The organism is Paraburkholderia sp. IMGN_8 (assembly GCF_038050405.1).
Taxonomy (GTDB): domain Bacteria; phylum Pseudomonadota; class Gammaproteobacteria; order Burkholderiales; family Burkholderiaceae; genus Paraburkholderia.
Genome location: NZ_CP150900.1, coordinates 4,424,188 through 4,439,455, shown reverse-complemented (window position 1 = coordinate 4,439,455; position 15,268 = coordinate 4,424,188). Strand labels below are relative to the sequence as shown.

Genomic DNA, 15,268 nt, shown 5'->3' with positions numbered 1-15,268 from the left:
CTTCACACATGATGTGGATCCGGCGAGGCGTACGGCTGTAATGTGGCATGCACGGCGGCAGATGCGACTTCACAGCACGTAGCGCGAGAGGTCTTCGTCTTCGGCCACTTCATTCAGCGCGCGGTCGACATATGACGCATCGATTTTCACCGTCGTGCCCGAATGATTGCCGGCCGAGAACGAGACTTCTTCGAGCAGCTTTTCGATCACCGTGTACAGGCGGCGCGCGCCGATATTCTCGGTTTTCTCGTTCACAGCGAAAGCGATCTCGGCGAGACGGCGAATGCTGTCGTCGCCGAATTCGAGGTGCACGTCTTCGGTTTCGAGCAGCGCCTGGTATTGCTTGACGAGGCTCGCGTCGGTCGCAACCAGGATCGACTCGAAATCGCCGACCGACAGCGAATCCAGTTCGACCCGAATCGGGAAACGACCTTGCAGTTCCGGAATCAGATCGCTCGGCTTCGCCAGATGAAACGCGCCGCTCGCGATGAACAGGATGTGATCGGTCTTCACCATGCCGTACTTGGTGCTGATCGTGGTGCCTTCGACGAGCGGCAACAGATCGCGCTGCACGCCCTGGCGCGACACCTCGCCGCCGCCCACTTCGTTACGCGACGCGATCTTGTCGATCTCATCCAGAAACACGATGCCGTTCTGCTCGACGTTCTGCACCGCCTTGGTTTTCACATCTTCGTCGTTGAGCATCTTGCCGGCTTCTTCGTCGGTGAGGACTTTCAGCGCTTCCTTCACCTTCATCTTGCGGCGCGTTTTCTTGCCGCCGCCGATGTTGGCGAACATCGAGCGGATCTGCTCGGTCATGTCTTCCATGCCCGGCGGCCCCATGATGTCCATGCCGACTTGCGGCTGCTCGACGTCGAGTTCGATTTCCTTGTCGTCGAGCAGGCCTTCGCGCAGACGCTTGCGGAAGGTCTGACGCGTCGGGCTGCTTTCATCCACGGTGTCCGCGGCGCTCGAACTCGCGCCGAAACCGACCGGGCGCGCGGTGGGCAGCAGGATGTCGAGGATGCGGTCTTCGGCTTGATCTTCGGCTTTGGTCCGCACTTTGCGCATTTCCGTTTCGCGCGTCTGCTTGATCGAAATCTCCATCAGATCGCGCACGATGCTGTCGACGTCGCGACCTACATAGCCGACTTCTGTGAACTTGGTGGCTTCGATCTTGATGAACGGCGCGTCGGCCAGTTTCGCCAGGCGCCGCGCGATTTCGGTTTTGCCGACGCCGGTCGGTCCGATCATCAGAATGTTCTTCGGCGTGATTTCCTGGCGCAGCGGTTCCTCGACCTGCTGACGGCGCCAGCGGTTGCGCAATGCCACCGCCACTGCTTTCTTAGCGCGGCCTTGGCCGATGATGTGCTTGTCGAGTTCCGAGACGATCTCGGCAGGGGTCATGGTGCTCATCGTGGGTCCTTACTCGATCGTCTCGATGACGCGGTTATGGTTCGTATAGATGCACATGTCGCCGGCAATCTCCAGCGACTTCTCCACGATTTCGCGCGGCGACATCTCAGTGTTGTCGGCGAGCGCTTTCGCAGCGGCTTGCGCGTAGGCGCCGCCCGAACCGATTGCGCAGATACCGCCTTCCGGGTCCAGTACGTCGCCGTTACCGGTGATGACGAGGGTAGTGGTCGCGTCGGCGGCGATCAGCATTGCTTCGAGGCGGCGTAGCATGCGGTCGGTGCGCCAGTCTTTCGCGAGTTCGACGGCCGCGCGCGTCAGATTGCCCTGATGTTTTTCCAGCTTCGCTTCGAAGCGGTCGAGCAGCGAGAAGGCGTCGGCCGTGCCGCCTGCGAAGCCGACCAGCACTTTGCCGTTATAGATGCGCCGGACTTTCTTCGCGCCACCCTTCATGACGATGTTGCCCAGTGTCACCTGGCCGTCGCCGCCGAGCGCGACCTTGTCGCCGCGGCGCACGGAGACGATCGTCGTGCCGTGAAATTGCTCCATATGCGTTCCTCTTTGCAAAACGGGTAGGACGCGGTAGCGCAGCGCCACCGCATGAATCCGGGAAGCGGACGGCGCGCGACGCTGAAACAATCAACTCAACGATCAACTGGCCGGCGCGCGCTCGTGCAGCGCATGTTCGGTTTATTTTAGGGCGTGCGCGGTCATATCAAGAGCCGGCAAATGGCATAAGACAAAAAACACGTGACCAGGACGGCGCACGGGAGAGGGCGAAGAGGCAGGTGGCAGCACCGGCGCAGCGTAGAACCGCAGCCAGCCGGACGATCGGGGCCGTGTCCCCAGCGAACGCTAAAAAGTGCCTTGCAAAAGAAAAAAGGCGCACAGATCACCGTGCGCCTCTCGATGAAGCAGCGTAACAGGGCGCGGAGCCGAAGCCGCGCCGCTGGCGTTCAGTCGCCGAACAGCTTCTGGCGCAGTTCGCGGCGTTCCTGCGCTTCGAGCGACAGGGTGGCCGTGGGCCGTGCGAGCAGACGCGGGATGCCGATTGGCTCGCCGGTTTCTTCGCACCAGCCGTAATCGCCCGAATCGATGCGCGCGAGCGATTGCTGCACCTTCTTCAGCAGCTTGCGCTCGCGGTCGCGCGTGCGCAGTTCGAGCGCATGCTCTTCCTCGATCGTTGCGCGATCGGCCGGGTCCGGCACGATTACCGTTTCGCGCAGGTTTTCGGTCGTCTGGCCGGCATTGCGGAGAATCTCCGCCTGCAGCTGTTCGAGCTTGTTCTTGAAGAAAGCGAGCTGATCCTCATTCATGTAATCCTTGTCGCTCATCTTCAGGATTTCGGCTTCAGTCAAGAGTCGTTTCGTCGTCATCTGGCTTGCTTCTTCAATGTGAGGCAAAACTCTTACATAGTGCCCGCACTTTCGTGTTGCCCGCAAAGGCGCCTCGAAGACGCTCAACGAGCGCAGGGCGAACACGGACGGTGGACTGTCGTGACGCCGAAGCGCCGAGCGCCTGCGCGCTGGGCGTCGCTACGCCAATGCGGGGCCGAACTCCTCTGGAAACCGGTTCTCAAATGCTCCTGAGGCAGTGCTTACCGGCCGCGCGCCCGTTCAGGCTGTGCCAGCCGGCATTGTCGGCGTGTTTCCGGACAAGATTTTCCGGCGCCATTTCAGGCCCGGCGCGGGATACGCGCTGACCGGGCAATTCGTTGTCATTCTCCAGTGGGCACGTATTGTAACTGAATCACAATCCTGCACCGCAACTGGTGGAAATCCCGCTGCAGCGCGTCGATATCCTGAAAATATAACGCGCGCACGACCAAAAAGCGATGGTCGTGCACGCTTTAATACAGCAGGGTTTTCACGCGCTTTTCATACACACGACTTTTCAGTGGCCTTTCGGCGCATTCAGCAGACGATTGACGCGGCGCCCATGTGCCTGAAGGCACACACACGCGGTCCAACGGAACGGCACGGTACGAGCAACCGCCGCTCGCGCCTTACGCCAGACAGGCATTCAGACCGTCGGTGATCAGGTCTTGCGGCAGTTCAATGCCGATGAATACCATCTTGTTGGTCTTCTTCTCGATCGGCTGCCATTTCGCGGCCAGATCGCTGCCCATCATCTGATGCACGCCCTGGAAGACCACCTTGCGGTCGACGCCCTTCATGTACAGCACGCCCTTGTAACGCAACAGACGCTCACCGTAGATCTGCAGGATGCCGCCGAGGAAGTCTTCCAGCTTGTTCGGATCGAACGGACGGTCGCTGCGGTAGACGAACGATTTGATCTTGTCGTCGTGGTGCGCGTGGTGATGATTCGCGTGATCGTGGCCGTCGTGATCGCAACGGCCATGGTCGTGATCGCAGTTTTCGTGATCGTGATCGCCGTGGGTATGGCCGTGCTCGTCGTGCGCGTGAGCATGGCTGTGCGCGTGTTCGTCTTCGGCGAGGAATTCCGGATCGATCTCGAGCTTCGAATTCAGGTTGAAGCCACGCAGGTCGAAGATTTCCTTGATCTCCGCTTCGCCGAAATTGACGACTTTGATCGCCGCCCTCGGATTCATGTGCAGCAGGCGGTGGCGCAGATCGGCCACGTGTTCTTCCTCGACCAGATCGGCCTTCGTGATGAACAGGCGATCGGCGAAGCCGACCTGGCGCTGCACCACTTCGTGCTCGTCGAGCTGGGGGTTCGCGTGCTTCGCGTCGACCAGCGTGATGATCGCGTCGAGCAGGAATTCATTGGCGATCTGGTCGTCCATGAAGAACGTTTGAGCGACCGGGCCCGGATTGGCGAGGCCGGTGGTTTCGATCACGACCCGGTCGAAATCCAGTTCGCCGGACTGCTTCTTCGCCGCCAGATCGCCCAGCACGCGCGAAAGGTCGCCGCGGATCGTGCAGCAGATGCAGCCGTTGCTCATCTGGATGATCTGTTCGCTGGTGTCCTGCACGAGGATTTCGTTATCGATGTTCTCTTCGCCGAACTCATTTTCGATCACGGCGATCTTCATGCCGTGCTTTTCGTTCAGGATGCGCTTGAGCAGGGTGGTTTTGCCGCTGCCGAGAAAGCCGGTCAGGATCGTGACTGGGATCATGTTGGTCGCCTGTATGTACGTGAGTCTGCGTAATCGAATGCGTCGGACCGGGCGCGGCAGCCTGATGGTGCGCAGCCCAATCTAGCCGGTTATTGGAACATATCTGTCGAACCGGCGCTGGCGGCCGGGTTCGAACCCTGGTTTGCCTACGCTGCCAGCGCGGGAAATAACCCTGAAACTATGGGCGATCAGGCGATTTGCAACAATAGGCCTTTCAGGTACTCGCCTTCCGGGAATGCGGTGAGCAGCGGATGGTCCACCCCCGCGCCGAGGCGCTTGAGAATCCGTGCATCGACGCGCGCGTCGGCGGCCGCGCTGGAGACGATCTTCTGGAACAGTTCGGCGTCGATCGCACCGGAGCACGAATAGGTGAACAGCAGGCCGCCCGGGCGCAGCAGCTTCAGCCCGGTCAGGTTGATGTCCTTGTAGGCGCGCGCGGCCCGGTCTACGTGTTCACGCGACGGCGCGAATTTTGGCGGATCGAGCACGATCAGGTCGAAGCGTTCGCCGTCGTCGTAAAGGCGGCGCAGGGTCTTGAACGCGTCGGCGTCGAGCCACGTGGCGCGCTCCGCGTCGAAGCCGTTGGCCGCGACGTTCTGCTGCGCGAGCGCCAGCGCCTCTCCAGACGAATCGATCGACACCACGCGTTTGGCGCCGCCTTTGAGCGCTGCCAGCGAGAAACCGCCGGTGTAGCAGAAGCAGTTCAACACGTCGCGGTCCCGCGCGAGTTGCTGCACCAGCGCGCGGTTGTCGCGCTGGTCGACGTAGAAGCCGGTCTTGTGGCCGTTGCGCACGTCGACGTGATAACGCACGCCGTTTTCGCTCGCGATCAGCGTCTCGGACGGCGATTCGCCCGCCAGCACGCCGGCGATCTGCTCGAGACCTTCCTTCTGGCGGATCGACACGTCCGAGCGTTCGTAGACGTTCGGGCAACCGGTCGCATCGGTCAGCGCGGCGACGATCGCTTCCTTCCATGCTTCGACGCCCGCCGCCATGAACTGACAGACGAGCTGGCTGCGCTGGCCTTCGTCCTCGGCGACGTAATGATCGACGATCAGGCCTGGCAGTCCGTCCGCTTCGCCGAAAATCAGCCGCACGGCGCCGGTGTCGTGCACCATCGTTTGACGATGCGCCAGTGCGCGCTGCACGCGGCGTTTGAAGAACGCGTGGTCGATCGGCTCGGTTTCGTCGAAGCTCCATACGCGGGCGCGGATCTGCGAATGCGGGCTGTAGGCGGCGCGCGCGAGGAAGCGGCCGTCGTGCGCGCGCACCAGTACGGTGGCGCCGGCGGCGGGATTGCCGTCGACGCGATCGATCGCGTTGGCATAGACCCACGGATGGCGGCGCAGCAGCGACTTTTCTTTCGACGGTTTGAGCGTAACGGTATTCATCAGGGTGTCAGCAGAGCAATAGGCCGCATGGAGAGACCCACACGGCAGGTCAAGCGAAGGCGGAGACTGCAAACCGCAAAAAGCGGAGTCAGTCGCGTTTTTTGGCGCGTGGATGCGCCTGATCGTAGACGTGCGCGAGATGCTGGAAATCGAGCGCGGTGTAGACCTGAGTGGCGGTGATGCTGGCGTGGCCGAGCAGTTCCTGCACCGCGCGCAGGTCGCCGCTCGATTGCAGCACATGCGTGGCGAACGAATGCCGCAGCACGTGCGGATGCACGTTGGCGGGAATGCCGGCGACCAGCGCCGCGCGCTTCACGCGTTCACGCACCACGTTCGGCGACAGACGATTGCCGCGCACCGACAGAAACAGCGGATGCGGATCGTGCTTCACCATCTGGTCGCGCACCTCGAGCCACGCGCGCAAGGCGTCGAGCGCCTTGCTGCCGACCGGCACGATGCGGCGCCGGTTGCCCTTGCCGAGCACTTCGACTTCGGCGGAATCGAGCTTGAGCCAGCCCGCGGAACGGTAGCCGCCGGCGTCGGCGAAACGGGCGTCGAGACCGACCAGTTCAGACAGGCGCAGGCCCGACGAGTAGAACAGCTCGAGCATCGCGTGATCGCGCAAACCTTCGGGTGTGGCGGCGGGCGGGCTTTCCATCAGGCGCGTGGCGTCGTCGACGGAAAGCGCTTTGGGCAGCGTCCTGGCCTGTTTCGGCGCGCGCACCGTGGCGACCGGATTGGCCGGCAAGTCGACGTGGCCCGCGAACCAGCGATAAAACGCACGCCACGCCGAAAGCCGATGGCTGATCGAGCGCGCGGTCAGTCCACCCGCGTGCGCGCGTGAGACGGCGCCGCGGATGTCGATGGCGGTGAGGCTTTCGAGCGGCCGACCTTTGGCCAGCAGCTTGAGCTCTTCAAGTTCGTGGGCGTAGCCGCGCAGCGTATGAGCCGACAACCGCCGCTCGTGTTCGAGGTTCGACAGATAGGCGGCGATCGGGTCGGCTTCGGTCACGATGGGCGGCGTTTGGGCGGATCGGCGTGGGATCAGCGCGGCAGCAGGCGGCTCAGTGCCGCGCTCGCCAACGCGCCGATCTGCGTCAGAAAATCGGTGGCCATGCCGTCGTGGAAGCGGCGCGGGTCGCCTGAGCCCATCACCAGCAGGCCGAAGGTGGGCGCTTCTTCCTTGCCTTCGGGGTCGCGCAGCGCGAGCAGCGCGATCGACTCGGTGGCGTGGGCGGATTCGCTCGCGTTTTCCGCCGACGAAGACGACGACGCGTCGTCGGCCACCGCCGACACTGCGGGCGCCAACCACTGCGCCGCTTCGAAGCCGGTGTTCGCGCCGCAATACGGCGTGGCGAGACTGTTCGCGAAGATCCGCACTTCCTCGCCGACATGGCGCGCGAAGTCGGCCTGTGCGTACGGTTCGGCGATATCCCACACGCGCAGCGCGGCTTGCGGCACGTCGAAAATGTCGCGCAAGCCGGTCGCGATCGTGCGCGGCAGCGCATACGGATCGCGCTCGGCCATCACGCGGATAGTCCAGCGATTGAATTTCGACGCGATGCTGTCGTTCTCGTGGCCGTAACGCAGCAACTCGGCGAGGCGCCGTTCGAGATGTTTGTTCTTGTCACGCAGCATTTCCATCTGCCGTTCCTGCAGCGACACCGCGGCTTTGCCGTGCGGGTTCGCAAGCCGGATCGTCGCGAGCATTTCCGCGTGTTCGGCGAAGAATTCGGGGTTGGCGAGCAGATATTCGGAGACTTCGCGATCGTTCATGGTTTCGGCTAAAGGACTACGGGACGACGCCTTCGGGCGGCGCATCGGTCAATGAGTTGGTGTGGCCGCTTAATCGGTTAATCGGCCAGCTCGATTTCGCCTTCGAAAACAGTTGCCGCGGGACCGGCCATCAGGAGCGGCGCGGCCTCGCGCGTACTGTCCCACGAAATCGTCAGCTTGCCGCCGTGCGTGTGCACGAGGACCGGCGCATCCAGCAGCCCGCGGCGAATGCCGGCGGCGACCGCCGCGCAAGCGCCCGTGCCGCACGCCAGCGTTTCACCGGCGCCGCGTTCGTAGACGCGCAGTTTGATTTCGCTACGGCCGACGATCTGCATGAAGCCCGCGTTCACTCGCTGTGGGAAACGCGCATGCCGCTCGATCACCGGGCCATCGGTCAGTACCGGGAAATCTTCGACGTCGTCGACCACCTGCACCGCGTGTGGATTGCCCATCGACACCACCGAGATCCATCGCGTCACGCTGTTCACGTCGAGCGGCCAGAGCGTGTCGGCGCCTTCGCTACGGCCTTCGAGGCCCTTGGCATCGAACGGCACACGCGCCGGTTCGAACACAGGTGTGCCCATGTCGACCAGCACTTCGCCATTGTCCTGCATGGTCAGCGTGATGGTGCCGTTCTGGACCTGCACGCGCACGCTGCGCTTGTCGGTCAGGCCGGTATCGCGCACGAACTTGACGAAGCAGCGCGCGCCGTTGCCGCAATGCTCGACCTCGCCGCCGTCGCAATTGAAGATGCGATAGCGGAAATCGACGCCGTCGAGCGTGGGCTTTTCGACCAGCAGCAACTGGTCGGCGCCGACGCCGAAATGCCGGTCCGCGAGCGCGCGCACCCGTTCCGGCGTCAGGTTGACCGGTTGGGTGTAGCCGTCGAGCACGACGAAGTCATTGCCCGCGCCGTGCATTTTGGTGAATTTCAGTTTCATCACGCTATTGTAAGTGACGCGCCGGCAGGTGAGCCGGACACCGCGTTATTTCCGCGCTCCGGCGCTTTCTCGACGCAATGCGCTCAGTACACACCCGGTTCGCCCGGCGGGCGCGTCTTGAAGCGCTTGTGCACCCAGTAGTACTGCTCGGGAATCAGCGGAATCTGCTCTTCGAGGAAGGCATTCATGCGACGCGCATCGATATCGTCGTCGCCGGAGGGGTAGTTGTCCCACGGCTTGAATACCTTCAACCGGTAGCCTTTGTAGTTGGGCAGCACTTCGCCGATGAACGGCACCACTTGCGCATGCCCGACTTTGGCAAGCCGTCCGACGGCCGTCAGCGTGCATGCCTGTACACCAAAGAACGGCACGAACGTCGAGTTGCGCATGCCGTAGTCCATGTCGGCGCCGAGCATGACGGGCTTGCGGTCGCGCAGCCAGCGCAGCACGATGCGCGCGCTGTCGGCGCGGCTTGCCATATCCGCGCCGAAGCGACCGCGCGCGGCTATGGCCACGTCGTCGAGCACCTTGTTGGACATCGGCTGATAGAGCGCGCCGCACTGCCGGCGCAGTGCGTGATTAATGAACACGGAACCTGCCTCGATACCGACGAAATGCGCGCCAAGCAGCAGGGTGGGCGGCATGTCAGGATCGAGCAGATCGATCTCGCTATCCACCTGCACGAGCTTTTCGAGCTTCTTCGCAGAGCCGAACCACTGCACGCTGCGCTCCAAAAAACTGCGGATCGCATGGCGGAAGTGTTTCTGCGCGATCTCTGCGCGGTGCTCCTCGCTCCATTCCGGGAAACACAAGCTCAGGTTGATGTGAACAATGCGCTTACGATTGCTGGGGATCTGATAGAGCAGCCAGCCAAGCCCGTCGCCCATTCTTGCAACGAGGCCGTACGGCAGCAGCGCTAAAAATTTCAGCAGCCCAATGGCCAGGTAAGCACCAATACGACTCAGCATGCCGCCCCTCCGTGTAGGGCGTCGAGCGACGCTTTGCTCAAGAAACCTGGAAACGGGTTGAAATACGGCACGGGTGAACACTCTGTGACAATCAAAGGAAGTCGCTATAATAAGGGCTTCGCCGAGTTAATAGACAACTTGCGGGGCGAAGCTGTCAGGCACACAACCCATATGGGGCGCGCCTGGCGGTCATGTAATCCGCTAAAGCGTCGCCGCTTCAAGGCTCCCGAAGCTGGCTACGTGAAACTCAACCGTAACCACAAAACAGGAGTCTGCAACGTGGCAAACGATTATCTCTTCACTTCCGAATCCGTGTCCGAAGGCCATCCCGACAAAGTCGCGGATCAGATTTCGGACGCAATCCTCGACGCCATTCTGGCGCAAGACAAATATTCGCGTGTTGCTGCCGAAACACTGTGCAACACGGGCTTGGTCGTGCTGGCCGGTGAAATCACCACCACCGCGAACGTCGATTACATCCAGGTCGCGCGCAACACGATCAAGCGCATCGGCTACGACAACACCGATTACGGTATCGACTACCGCGGCTGCGCGGTGCTCGTCGCGTACGACAAGCAATCGCCGGACATCGCGCAAGGCGTGGATCGCGCGCACGACAACAACCTCGACCAGGGCGCCGGCGACCAGGGCCTGATGTTCGGCTACGCGTGCGAAGAAACGCCGGAACTGATGCCGTTGCCGATCCATCTGTCGCACCGTCTGGTCGAGCGCCAGGCGAATCTGCGCCGCGACGGCCGTCTGCCGTGGCTGCGTCCGGATGCAAAGTCGCAGGTCACTGTGCGTTACGTCGACGGCAAGCCGTATTCGATCGACACCGTCGTGTTGTCCACGCAGCATTCGCCGGACATCGACCTGAACACGCTGCGCGAAGCCGTGATCGAGGAAGTGATCAAGCCGACGTTGCCGGCTGAGCTCATCAAAGGCGACATCAAGTTCCTGGTGAACCCGACCGGCCGGTTCGTGATCGGCGGTCCGCAAGGCGATTGCGGTTTGACCGGCCGCAAGATCATCGTCGACACCTACGGCGGCGCGGCGCCTCACGGCGGCGGCGCGTTCTCGGGCAAGGATCCGTCGAAGGTCGACCGGTCGGCGGCTTATGCCGGCCGTTACGTGGCGAAGAACATCGTTGCCGCTGGTCTGGCTTCGCGCTGCCTGATTCAGGTGTCGTATGCGATCGGCGTGGCACAGCCGACTTCGGTGATGGTCAACACGTTCGGCACGGGCCGCGTGTCGGATGCGACGATCACGAAGCTCGTGCAGGAGCATTTCGATCTGCGTCCGAAGGGCATCATCCAGATGCTCGACCTGCTGCGCCCGATCTACGAGAAAAGCGCGGCCTACGGTCACTTTGGCCGCGAAGAGCCGGAATTCACGTGGGAAGCCACGGACAAGGCTTTGGCGCTCGCTGAAGCTGCCGGCACGGAGCCGGTCGCCGCGCTCGCAGATTAAGCGCGCGCAGTTCGCTTTAACGAAAAACCCCGCCGGCGTGAGCCGGGCGGGGTTTTTTTATAGCCGTTGCATGCGTTGCTTTGCCGCAGGGTTAGACGAGGGCATCAACGCTGAACTGCGGCGAGCATGCTCGCCGCACAGAAACTACGGGCTGACGGCGCGCCTGTTGATTGGCTTAACGGCTCGCAAACGCGAACGCAAACCAGCCGGTGCTACCGCTCGTCGACATCCGGCGCGGGCGGCGGCTCGTGCTCTGCGGCGCGGCAACCGGTGCACGGCGTGTGGCAGTCAACGCACGCAGCGGCGTCGGTTTGCGCAGCAGCGTACGCAGCGAAAAACGGCGCGAGCCACCTTGTATGCGCAGCGCTGCAAAGAAGGTCTGGAACCACGTGCGAATACCGTCGACCGCTTTGGCGTCGCGCCATTGTTCGCCTAGCGCGCGAGTGCGGGTGGCGTGGTGACGCAGTGCGCGCACGACATGGCGGCGCGCGGGACGCGCCGCTTTCAACGCGGCGCGGGTAAGACGGGTGCTCAGAAGAGTATGCATGGCTTCACAAGTAGGCAACGTGTCGCGCGACGGAATGCGCACCGAAAGGAGCACCAAATGTGCCAACGGCGGTGTCGCGATGGACGGCGCGAAAGCCTGGGAATCGACTGGAAAGGGCACGGAGGACGGCGGAATCGGCCATGGCGGCCTGTGCGCGTCGCCGAAGTGCGGGAGTGGCGATCAACATGCGTGCAGGCTACACGCGATTCGTGACGTCAGAAAGTCCGTTTTTACCCTGCGAATCCGGGTTTTTACGGGGTTGGAAGGTCCTGCATGCCTGTCGGATCGTGCCCTTTGCGCCCGTCTATCGTGCGTGATTGCCCTTACAACGTGCGATGAAATTTCATTGCGCATGAAAGTCGTGCGTAAGACGATGGCTGGCTGGTGGGCGAGTTGGTGGGCGAAACTGCGCGCAGCCCGATCGCGCCCGTTTTACAATCCAGCATCAGCCAGTCGAAAGTAACGGAATATCCATGTCAGTTCACTCGAAGAAAGAACAGATTCAAACGTTGCGGGAGCAGGGCTTTGTCGTTGTGCCGGGACTGGTGTCACCCGAGCGTTGCGGCGAACTGAAGCAGATTGCGGAGCGGCAATTGAAGGAGGCGGCGGCGCCGATCGAGTTCGAAGCGGATCTGCGTTATCCGGGGGCGCCGGAGTCTAAATATGCGCCGGGTGGGCATACGGTTCGGCGGTTGCTCGACGCGTATGCGCGTCATCCGAGTTTTGCTCAATGGGCGACTGCACCGGAAATTCGCGGCTGGATGGAGTTGTATTTCGGTGAGGAGCCGCGGTTATCGCGGGCGCATCACAACTGCATGATGACCAAGCATCCTGCTTATGGCAGTTTGACGGGCTGGCATCGCGATGTGAGGTATTGGTCGTTCGAGCGTGACGACCTGGTGTCTGTGTGGCTTGCTGTGGGGGCGGAGACTGTCGATAACGGTGCGTTGTGGTTGGTGCCGAAGTCACATAGTGCTTCTTTTACTTCTGATCGGTTTGATGAGGCCAAGTTTTTTCGCTCCGATCTGGAGGAGAATCAGGCGCTGATTCGAACCGCTGTTTCGCCTGAGCTTCGCGCCGGCGATGTGGTTTTTTTTCATTGCAATACGTTGCATTCGGCTGGGAAGAATCTTAGCGATCAGGTTAAGTTTTCTTTGGTGTTTACCTATCACGGGGCGAGTAATGTCCCGTTGCCGGGGACTCGGTCGGCTGCTAAGCCTGAAATTGCGTTTTAGAGTTTTTTGCCTGCGGCGCATTATGTCTGTGTGCCTACGGCGTTGCCTTTCCTTGATTTGTTAGTGGTCTATTAGCGTCGCCCCTGTGCGGGGCAGGCACTTACTTTCTTTGCCCACCAAGTGGACTTCCTTCGGGGCGCCGCCGCAAAGAAAGTAAGCAAAGAAAGCGGCTTCACCCCGCTAATTCTTAAGCGGGTCCCCTGGCTTGGAGGAGGTAGTGGAGCATCTGGAATCTGTGTCCTCGCGCATTCAGCCCTGGTGACAAGGCAGTCATGCTTCCCGCCTCGCACTGCGTGCTCACCGGAACGGTCTGCTGGGGAAACCAGTGGCTTCGGTTTGGTTTGGTGGGGGCCATCGGCTTCGCCTCGGCGAAGCACTGAAGCTTGGGAGCGCGAGCCACTATGCCGGGCGAAACGTCGCCGCTGAAACCGGCAGGCGGTTTCGCGAAGTACCACTGAGCGCCGAAACCGGCGGGCGGTTTGATGAGGTACCGTCGAGCGCCGAAACCAGCCGGTGGTTTGATGAAGTACCGCTACGGCGCGCGCAGCGCCGCCGGAAGTATGACTGCCTTGTCACTAGCGTGGAGTGTGCGGGAACACTGGTTCCAGATGCTCCACTGCCTGCTCCAAGCCAGGGGACCCGCTTAAGAATTAGCGGTGTGAAGCCGCTTTCTTTGCTTACTTTCTTTGCGGCGGCGCCCCGAAGGAAGTCCACTTGGTGGGCAAAGAAAGTAAGTGCCTGCCCCGCACAGGGGCGACGCTAATAGACCACTAAGAAATCAAGGAAAGGCAACCCCGTAGGCAAACAACCAAAAGCGCCGCGCAGGCAAACAGAACGAGAAAAAAGCCAACACCGCAGGCAAACAACCCAACCAGGCGCCACGCGCAAAAAAACCCTTACTTCTTCCGTCCAGACAAAGCCACGCCGGTCAATCCGGCAACAGTAGCAACAACACCACCAACAATCAGCATGATCGCCTTATTGGTCGGAGACCCAGTAAACACCCGAGACACATCGCTGCTAACAGAATTGAACGCCTGCCCACCGAAGTACAGCATCACAATCCCGCCAACAATCAATGCGATTGAAATCGCCTTCGTCATGAATCCCTCCGATAAATCTGATCGGCCAAAGTGTAGGGGACCGACACGCAACCGTCCATCCCGCATACTGGGCATCTGCATGCAAGGCGCCGATTGGCTACCATAGCAAACCAGCTTCACCCAAACGCCGAATCATCGAACCAAAGCGCCGCTTTGCGGCACGCGATACAAGGACTCTAGCAATGGCTTACGAAGCAGATTCAGCACGCTACTCGGACATGCAATACCGCGTCTGCGGCAAGTCGGGTCTCAAACTGCCGGCGCTGTCGCTGGGCCTGTGGCACAACTTCGGCGATACGACGCCGATCTCCACGCAGCGCGATATCCTGCGCACCGCCTTCGATCTGGGTATCACACACTTCGATCTCGCCAACAACTACGGCCCCCCGTACGGCAGCGCCGAAACCAATTTTGGCCGTCTCTTCAAAGACGACTTCAAGCCGTATCGCGACGAACTGCTGATCTCGTCGAAGGCCGGCTGGGATATGTGGCCGGGTCCGTACGGCCAGGGCGGCGGCTCGCGTAAGTACATACTCGCGAGTCTCGATCAAAGCCTGCAACGTATGGGTCTCGACTACGTCGACATCTTCTATTCGCATCGCTTCGACGCCGACACGCCGCTCGAAGAAACCGCCGGCGCATTGGCGAGTGCCGTACAGCAGGGCAAGGCGCTGTACATCGGTATCTCGTCATACTCGGCAACCAAGACGCTCGAAATGGCGAAGCTGCTCGCCGAATACAAGGTGCCGCTCCTGATCCATCAGCCGGCGTACAACATGCTCAATCGCTGGATCGAGCACGAACTGCTCGATACGCTCGACCAGGTCGGCGCGGGCAGCATCGCGTTTACACCGCTCGCACAGGGCCTGCTCACGAGCAAATATCTCAACGGCGTGCCGGAAGACGCGCGTGTCAACAAGCCGGGCGGCGGTTCGCTGAAGCAGGAGCATCTGAGCCCGCAAAACATCGAACACGTGCGCAAGCTCAATGACATCGCGCAGCGTCGCGGACAAAGCCTCGCGCAAATGGCACTGGCCTGGGCGTTGCGCGATAAGCGCGTCACGTCCGTGCTGATTGGCGCAAGCCGTGCCGAGCAGGTGCGCGAAAACGTCGGTGCGTTGAAAAACCTCGCGTTCTCGAAAGACGAACTGGCGGAAATCGACCGCTACGCGACCGAAGGCGGTATCAACCTGTGGGAAAAGCCGTCGACCGATCAGGCGATCTGAACTCGGAGATTTTCGTGTCGTAGAAATAGAAAAGCCGCCGTGAGGCGGCTTTTTTGTGGGCGCGTTCGAGGCGCGCGACTCCAACGCCGCGACCGCAG

14 protein-coding genes are annotated in these 15,268 nt (G+C 61.5%); 3 read left to right on the top strand and 11 right to left on the bottom strand.

Annotated features, from left to right (window positions below; translation table 11 throughout):
- Positions 1-69: 69 nt before the first annotated feature.
- The 9 genes from hslU to WN982_RS20155 all read right to left on the bottom strand — a co-directional run bounded on the left by hslU (position 70) and on the right by WN982_RS20155 (position 9,589).
- Positions 70-1,416, bottom strand: a complete 1,347-nt coding sequence (hslU, locus tag WN982_RS20195) for an ATP-dependent protease ATPase subunit HslU (protein ID WP_341313659.1) — start codon at positions 1,414-1,416, stop codon at positions 70-72.
- A gap of 9 nt (positions 1,417-1,425) precedes the next feature.
- Complete coding sequence (hslV, locus tag WN982_RS20190) at positions 1,426-1,962, bottom strand: ATP-dependent protease subunit HslV (protein WP_091797221.1); 537 nt, start codon at positions 1,960-1,962, stop codon at positions 1,426-1,428.
- A 407-nt stretch (positions 1,963-2,369) separates the two neighbouring features.
- Entirely contained in the window at positions 2,370-2,789 is a 420-nt protein-coding gene (gene dksA / locus WN982_RS20185) for an RNA polymerase-binding protein DksA (protein WP_006050516.1), read from the bottom strand.
- A gap of 629 nt (positions 2,790-3,418) precedes the next feature.
- A complete protein-coding gene (locus WN982_RS20180) occupies positions 3,419-4,513 on the bottom strand; it encodes a GTP-binding protein (RefSeq protein ID WP_341313658.1) in 1,095 nt (364 codons plus the stop codon).
- A gap of 188 nt (positions 4,514-4,701) precedes the next feature.
- Entirely contained in the window at positions 4,702-5,904 is a 1,203-nt protein-coding gene (locus WN982_RS20175; protein WP_341313657.1) for a class I SAM-dependent rRNA methyltransferase, read from the bottom strand.
- Positions 5,905-5,992: 88 nt separating this feature from the next.
- Complete coding sequence (gene xerC / locus WN982_RS20170) at positions 5,993-6,916, bottom strand: tyrosine recombinase XerC (RefSeq protein ID WP_341313656.1); 924 nt, start codon at positions 6,914-6,916, stop codon at positions 5,993-5,995.
- A 32-nt stretch (positions 6,917-6,948) separates the two neighbouring features.
- Complete coding sequence (locus tag WN982_RS20165) at positions 6,949-7,680, bottom strand: DUF484 family protein (protein ID WP_341313655.1); 732 nt, start codon at positions 7,678-7,680, stop codon at positions 6,949-6,951.
- Between the two features lie 77 nt (positions 7,681-7,757).
- Positions 7,758-8,621 carry a diaminopimelate epimerase gene (gene dapF / locus WN982_RS20160; RefSeq protein ID WP_341313654.1) on the bottom strand — a complete coding sequence of 288 codons (864 nt, stop codon included), beginning with the start codon at positions 8,619-8,621 and terminating at the stop codon, positions 7,758-7,760.
- 83 nt (positions 8,622-8,704) lie between these two features.
- Positions 8,705-9,589 carry a lipid A biosynthesis lauroyl acyltransferase gene (locus WN982_RS20155; RefSeq protein WP_341313653.1) on the bottom strand — a complete coding sequence of 295 codons (885 nt, stop codon included), beginning with the start codon at positions 9,587-9,589 and terminating at the stop codon, positions 8,705-8,707.
- 279 nt (positions 9,590-9,868) lie between these two features.
- Here WN982_RS20155 and metK point away from each other — a divergent pair, with 279 nt between their 5' ends.
- Positions 9,869-11,059 (top strand): methionine adenosyltransferase, encoded by a 1,191-nt coding sequence (gene metK, locus WN982_RS20150; RefSeq protein ID WP_341313652.1) that lies wholly within the window; start codon positions 9,869-9,871, stop codon positions 11,057-11,059.
- 175 nt (positions 11,060-11,234) lie between these two features.
- On the opposite strand, the gene WN982_RS20145 is transcribed toward metK, so the two are convergent.
- Complete coding sequence (locus WN982_RS20145) at positions 11,235-11,606, bottom strand: hypothetical protein (RefSeq protein ID WP_341313651.1); 372 nt, start codon at positions 11,604-11,606, stop codon at positions 11,235-11,237.
- 473 nt (positions 11,607-12,079) lie between these two features.
- Between WN982_RS20145 and WN982_RS20140 the strand changes: the two genes are divergently transcribed.
- Positions 12,080-12,841 (top strand): phytanoyl-CoA dioxygenase family protein, encoded by a 762-nt coding sequence (locus tag WN982_RS20140; protein ID WP_341313650.1) that lies wholly within the window; start codon positions 12,080-12,082, stop codon positions 12,839-12,841.
- An 896-nt stretch (positions 12,842-13,737) separates the two neighbouring features.
- Here WN982_RS20140 and WN982_RS20135 read toward each other — a convergent pair.
- Positions 13,738-13,944: a DUF3185 family protein gene (locus WN982_RS20135; RefSeq protein ID WP_341313649.1), complete on the bottom strand. Its 207-nt coding sequence runs from the start codon at positions 13,942-13,944 to the stop codon at positions 13,738-13,740.
- A gap of 182 nt (positions 13,945-14,126) precedes the next feature.
- On the opposite strand from WN982_RS20135, the gene mgrA reads away from it, so the two are divergent.
- Positions 14,127-15,170 carry an L-glyceraldehyde 3-phosphate reductase gene (gene mgrA, locus WN982_RS20130; RefSeq protein ID WP_341313648.1) on the top strand — a complete coding sequence of 348 codons (1,044 nt, stop codon included), beginning with the start codon at positions 14,127-14,129 and terminating at the stop codon, positions 15,168-15,170.
- The last annotated feature ends 98 nt before the right edge of the window (positions 15,171-15,268 follow it).

What these genes read in the sequence shown, in the direction of transcription:
- hslU (WP_341313659.1), bottom strand. Translation starts at nt 1,416, where the DNA reads ATGAGCACCATGACCCCTGCCGAGATCGTCTCGGAACTCGACAAGCAC.
- hslV (WP_091797221.1), bottom strand. Translation starts at nt 1,962, where the DNA reads ATGGAGCAATTTCACGGCACGACGATCGTCTCCGTGCGCCGCGGCGAC.
- dksA (WP_006050516.1), bottom strand. Translation starts at nt 2,789, where the DNA reads ATGACGACGAAACGACTCTTGACTGAAGCCGAAATCCTGAAGATGAGC.
- WN982_RS20180 (WP_341313658.1), bottom strand. Translation starts at nt 4,513, where the DNA reads ATGATCCCAGTCACGATCCTGACCGGCTTTCTCGGCAGCGGCAAAACC.
- WN982_RS20175 (WP_341313657.1), bottom strand. Translation starts at nt 5,904, where the DNA reads ATGAATACCGTTACGCTCAAACCGTCGAAAGAAAAGTCGCTGCTGCGC.
- WN982_RS20165 (WP_341313655.1), bottom strand. Translation starts at nt 7,680, where the DNA reads ATGAACGATCGCGAAGTCTCCGAATATCTGCTCGCCAACCCCGAATTC.
- dapF (WP_341313654.1), bottom strand. Translation starts at nt 8,621, where the DNA reads ATGAAACTGAAATTCACCAAAATGCACGGCGCGGGCAATGACTTCGTC.
- WN982_RS20155 (WP_341313653.1), bottom strand. Translation starts at nt 9,589, where the DNA reads ATGCTGAGTCGTATTGGTGCTTACCTGGCCATTGGGCTGCTGAAATTT.
- WN982_RS20145 (WP_341313651.1), bottom strand. Translation starts at nt 11,606, where the DNA reads ATGCATACTCTTCTGAGCACCCGTCTTACCCGCGCCGCGTTGAAAGCG.
- WN982_RS20140 (WP_341313650.1), top strand. Translation starts at nt 12,080, where the DNA reads ATGTCAGTTCACTCGAAGAAAGAACAGATTCAAACGTTGCGGGAGCAG.
- WN982_RS20135 (WP_341313649.1), bottom strand. Translation starts at nt 13,944, where the DNA reads ATGACGAAGGCGATTTCAATCGCATTGATTGTTGGCGGGATTGTGATG.
- mgrA (WP_341313648.1), top strand. Translation starts at nt 14,127, where the DNA reads ATGGCTTACGAAGCAGATTCAGCACGCTACTCGGACATGCAATACCGC.